Origin of the sequence: Stenotrophomonas sp. 2YAF22 (genome assembly GCF_052114665.1) — a bacterium.
Classification (GTDB): Bacteria; Pseudomonadota; Gammaproteobacteria; order Xanthomonadales; family Xanthomonadaceae; genus Stenotrophomonas; species Stenotrophomonas indicatrix.
On the sequence record NZ_JBFRFE010000348.1, the window covers coordinates 1 to 4499 of the forward strand.

The following is a 4499-nucleotide window of genomic DNA, read 5'->3' on the forward strand; positions in this document are numbered from 1 at the left end:
ATCGTGCGAAGGGCCCGGCGGCAGCGTCGCCACCAGCCGGTCCCAGGCCAGGAAATCGCTGTCCGGCAACAGGTACAGGCGCCACACGCAACGGCCACGTGCATCGAGGAAGCACAGGCTTTCGCGCAGGCCCTCGCTGTCCACGCCCTGGCAGGCATGCACCGATACCGCCTGGCGCCAACCGCCCAGCTCGCTGCCATCGGCGTGATACAGGCACAACACGGTGCCGAGCGCTGCCAGCTGTGCCGGCGCAGGCCAGGCCCGCRGCGACGAACGCGACAGGGAGGACGGCAGGCGACGCGCGGACAGGGCTCGGCTCATGGGATCACCAGGACACGGCAAGGCTGGCCGACAGAGTGCGGCCGGGGCTGGTATAGCGGTCCAGAACGGTACTGGTGGCCGACAGGGTCGAGCCGACGTTGGACCAGTCGATGTAACGCTTGTCACCCAGGTTGAACACACCGACGTTGAAAGTGGCGCCCGGGGCGAAGTTCCAATGCGCCATCAGGTCGGCCACGCCATAACCGGCCGGGCGATAGGCGGTGGTGCTGGCCAGCCGGTCCTTGCGCTTGACGAAGGTGCCTGCCAGTTCAACACCCCAGGTATCGGTGTCGTACATCAGGCCGACGGTGCCGCGCAGCGGATCGACCGAATCCAGCGGCGTGTCTTCGGTCTTGTTGTCGCCGCGCGACCACGCCACCGCACTGCGCAGCGCCCAGCCCTGCAGTGCGGGACTGATCTGGCCGAAGTCGACGCCGGCCTTCAGTTCGGCGCCGTAGATGCGTGCGTCGGCGATGTTGCGCGACTGGAACACCATCAAGCCCTGCGGATTGGTACCCACCAGCGTCTGCGACTCGATGAAGTCCTTGTAGTCGTTGTAATAGCCGCTCAGGCTCACGTACGCCGCCGGCGACAGGAAGCGCAGGCCCAGTTCGACGCCGTCGCTGGTTTCCGGCTTCAGGTCCGGATTGGGAATGGCGGTGTAGCCGAAAGCGAAATTGGTGAAGCCGAGGTTGACGTCGTTGTACGGCGGCGAGCGGAAACCACGCGAGTAACCGGCAAACAGCGACCACTCATCGGTGAAGCGATAGACCAGGCCGAACTTCGGCGACACGCTGGTCTTCTTCAGTTCCGACACGGCCACGCCGGGGTTGTCCTCGGCGAAGATGCTGTCCACGTCCGGCTTCAGTTCGTAGCGGTCCACGCGCACGCCCGGCACCAGCGACAGCTTGCCGTCGGCCAGGCGCATTTCATCCTGCGCGTACAGGCCCAGCTCGGTGGCCTTGCTGATGGGGAAATCGCGCACGGGGAACGCGTCGGGCAGGATCGTCGTGCTGACCACGCCACGGTTGCTGACCTGGTAGCCATCGCGCTTCTGGCGGATCTCGGTGCGGGCGCCATCGAAGCCATAGGTCAGCGCGTGTTCGACGCTGCCGGTGCTGAAGGCCTTGTTGAACACCGCCTGCAGGCCATACACGCGCTGATCGAAACTGAACTCGCGATGGCGGCGACTGCCATTGGCGCGCGCCTCATCGGTGCGCTGCGTGGTTTCGCTGTCCTGCGTGTAGACCTGCCAGTGCAGGCTGTCGGCAAAGCCCTTGTCCAGCGCATCCATCTCGTGGGCGAAGGACACGCGGGTGCGGCTCTGCTTGTCGCGCGCCTTCATGCCGGTGGTGGTGGTGCGGTCGATCGAGGACAGCACGTCGGTATCGGTGTTGTCTTCGTTGCCTTCCACGGTCAGGCGGAAACGCTGGTCTTCGTTGGGCGCATAGACCAGCTTGGCCAGGCCGCTGCGACCATCGCGGTCCTGCGGGTTGGCCGCGGTGCGCGTGTTGTCATTGCTGCGCACATCGCCCTTGTTGTCGGTTTCCTGGCCCTGGCGGTGGTTGATGTTGACCATGCCACTCCAGTGTTCGCCACCGAAGGCGCTGGTGACGCCACCGAGCAGGCCTTTCCACTCGCCGTCGTAGCCGAATTTCAGGCCGACGTAGCTGTCCTTGCCATCCTTGAGGTAATCAGCCGGATCCTTGGTGACGAAGGCAACCACGCCGCCAAGTGCGTCCGAGCCGTACAGCGAACTGGCCGGCCCGCGCACGATCTCCACGCGCTTGAGCGTGTCCAGGTCGGTGAAGTTGCGGTTGGCGTTGGAGAACGAGCCGATGTTGAAGCTGGTCGGCATGGCGATGCCATCGGTCTGGATGCGCACGCGGTTGCCGTCCAGGCCACGGATACGGATGCTGCCGAGGCCGAAACGGGTGGCACTGCGGCTGACCGACAGGCCCGGCTCGTAGCGGACAAGATCCTTGATGTCCTGCACCAGCTGCCGGTCCATCTGCTCGCGGTCGATCACATCGACGGTGGCGGCGACATCGCTGACCGCACGTTCGGTACGGGTGGCGGTGACCTGCACGCGATCGAACTCGCGCGCGTCGGGCGCGGCATCGGCAGCAGCGTGGGCGGACAGCGGCAGGGCCATCCACAGGGCAATGGAAAGGGCAGTCGGGCGGGTCATCGGCATCGTTCGGTCAGGCAGGGGAACCCCCGGCCACCGCCACGCCAAACAGGCATGAAAGGTAGACCGAGGGGGAGAGAGCAGGGGCGGACGGGTCGCCCACCCTGCCGGCGCTGCCGACAGGAGGGAGGGAGGCGGGCGACCAGACCGCGTTACTTGGTCAGGATCAGCTTGTCGTTGCTGGTATGACGCAGACGGTAGAAGCGGTCACCGTGCTGGATCAGGATTTCACGACGGCCCTTGAGCAGGGCTTCGCTGTCGATGACCTCTTCCGGCGGCACGACACGAACGGGGCGGTCGCGGAGGGTCAGCGTTTCGGGGCGCAGCAGTACAGGTTGAGCATTCATGAGCATCTGGACTCGTGCGAGGGACGAGTTAAATGATAATGATTCTCAGTTGACAATCAACAACCATTCTCAACTTCATTGATGGAATTAATGATCGAAATCTAATATTCGATAGCCACCATCTATTGAAACCGGCGCAACTGGGCGCGGGAGGGCCGACCGAGCGTGGGTTCGGCCCTACCCCCTGTCCCCGTTCCTCAGGCGAATACGGCTTCCACCTGCGCCCAGCCGGCGTCGTCCACCTGCGCCAGCACGTCCAGCGCCTGCAGGTTCTGCAACAGCTGGCTGACCCGGCTGGCGCCGAGGATCACGCTGGAGACGTTGGGATTGCGCAGGCACCAGGCGATGGCCAGGCTGGCCGGGGCGTGACCCAGCTCGCGGGCCACCGCACTGAAGCGGCGCACCCGGGCCAAACGCTCATCGGCGTTGTCGCCCAGCACCAGGTCCTGCAGCCAGCCCATGCCTTCGCGGCCCAGGCGCGCATCGGCCGGGACGCCGTCGTCGTACTTGCCGCTCAGCAGGCCCGAGGCCAGCGGCGAGAAGATCGTGGTGCCCAGTCCGGCAGTGGCATACAGCGGCGCGTACTCCACTTCCACGCGCTGACGGTGCAGCAGGTTGTACTGCGGCTGCTCCATCGACGGCGCCTGCAGGTTGTGGCGCGCGGCGATGTCCACCGCCTCCTGGATCTGGTTGGCCGACCATTCCGACGTACCCCAGTACAGCACCTTGCCCTGCCGGACCAGGGTGTCCATGGCATGCACCGTCTCAGCGATCGGCGCGTCCGGATCCGGACGATGACAGTAATAAAGGTCCAGGTAGTCCACCCGCAGGCGCTTGAGCGCAGCGTGGCAGGCGTCGGTCACATGCTTGCGCGACAGGCCGCGCTGGGTGGGCCGGGGGTCCTTGGCACTGCCGAAGAACACCTTGCTGGACACGCAGAAACCATCGCGCGGCAGGCGCAGGTCGACAAGCACATCGCCCATCACCTGCTCTGCGCGGCCGTTGGCATAGCCCTCGGCGTTGTCGAAGAAGTTGATGCCATGGTCCCAGGCCGCCGCCACCAGGTTGCGCGCCTCATCGCGTGGCACCTGGTCGCCGAAGGTCACCCAGGCGCCGAAGGACAGGGCGGAAATCGGCAGGCCGGTGGAGCCAAGGCGACGGTAGAGCATGCGATTCTCCTGCTGCGGGCCCGCATACGGGCCGGGATCAAGCCACCATTCTACCTGTCCCGGCAGGCGCAACCCCTTGCTGTTGCTGGCCTGATCGGAGCCGATGGCCGCGCGCAGACGGCTTTTCCTTGCTCCGGCCCCTGCCCTGCACTAGGCTTCCCGTTTTTCGCGACGCCCCAGGGGAGTCACTCAGATGGTCGAAGGTTTGGGCAGGATCGGCTTCGGCCTGTTCGGTTTGGCGGTGCTGATCGGCATCACCTGGCTGTTTTCCAACAACAAGCGCGCGGTGGACTGGAAGCTGGTCGCCACCGGCATCACCCTGCAGATCGCCTTTGCAGCCCTGGTGATCCTGGTACCGGGCGGGCGCGACGTGTTCGATGCGCTGGGCCAGGGCTTCGTGAAGGTGCTGAGCTTCGTCAACGAAGGTTCGAAGTTCATCTTCGGCTCGTTGATGGACGTCAAGAACTACGG

General features: G+C 65.3%; 4 protein-coding genes and 1 pseudogene. 1 reads left to right on the forward strand and 4 read right to left on the reverse strand.

What is annotated here, in order from left to right:
* The 4 genes and pseudogenes from AB4Y84_RS14050 to AB4Y84_RS14065 all read right to left on the reverse strand — a co-directional run.
* Window positions 1–321 (reverse strand): annotated as a pseudogene (locus AB4Y84_RS14050) (Hemin transport protein); the annotation flags it as partial.
* Between the two features lie 4 nt (window positions 322–325).
* Complete coding sequence (locus tag AB4Y84_RS14055) at window positions 326–2512, reverse strand: TonB-dependent hemoglobin/transferrin/lactoferrin family receptor (RefSeq protein ID WP_442244644.1); 2187 nt, start codon at window positions 2510–2512, stop codon at window positions 326–328.
* 152 nt (window positions 2513–2664) lie between these two features.
* Complete coding sequence (gene hemP, locus AB4Y84_RS14060) at window positions 2665–2859, reverse strand: hemin uptake protein HemP (RefSeq protein WP_005412278.1); 195 nt, start codon at window positions 2857–2859, stop codon at window positions 2665–2667.
* A gap of 197 nt (window positions 2860–3056) precedes the next feature.
* Window positions 3057–4028, reverse strand: a complete 972-nt coding sequence (locus AB4Y84_RS14065; protein ID WP_033830379.1) for a potassium channel beta subunit family protein — start codon at window positions 4026–4028, stop codon at window positions 3057–3059.
* A gap of 193 nt (window positions 4029–4221) precedes the next feature.
* Between AB4Y84_RS14065 and AB4Y84_RS14070 the strand changes: the two genes are divergently transcribed.
* Window positions 4222–4499, forward strand: a 278-nt coding sequence (locus AB4Y84_RS14070; RefSeq protein ID WP_442250307.1) for a Na+ dependent nucleoside transporter N-terminal domain-containing protein, incomplete at its 3' end; no start/stop codon positions are given.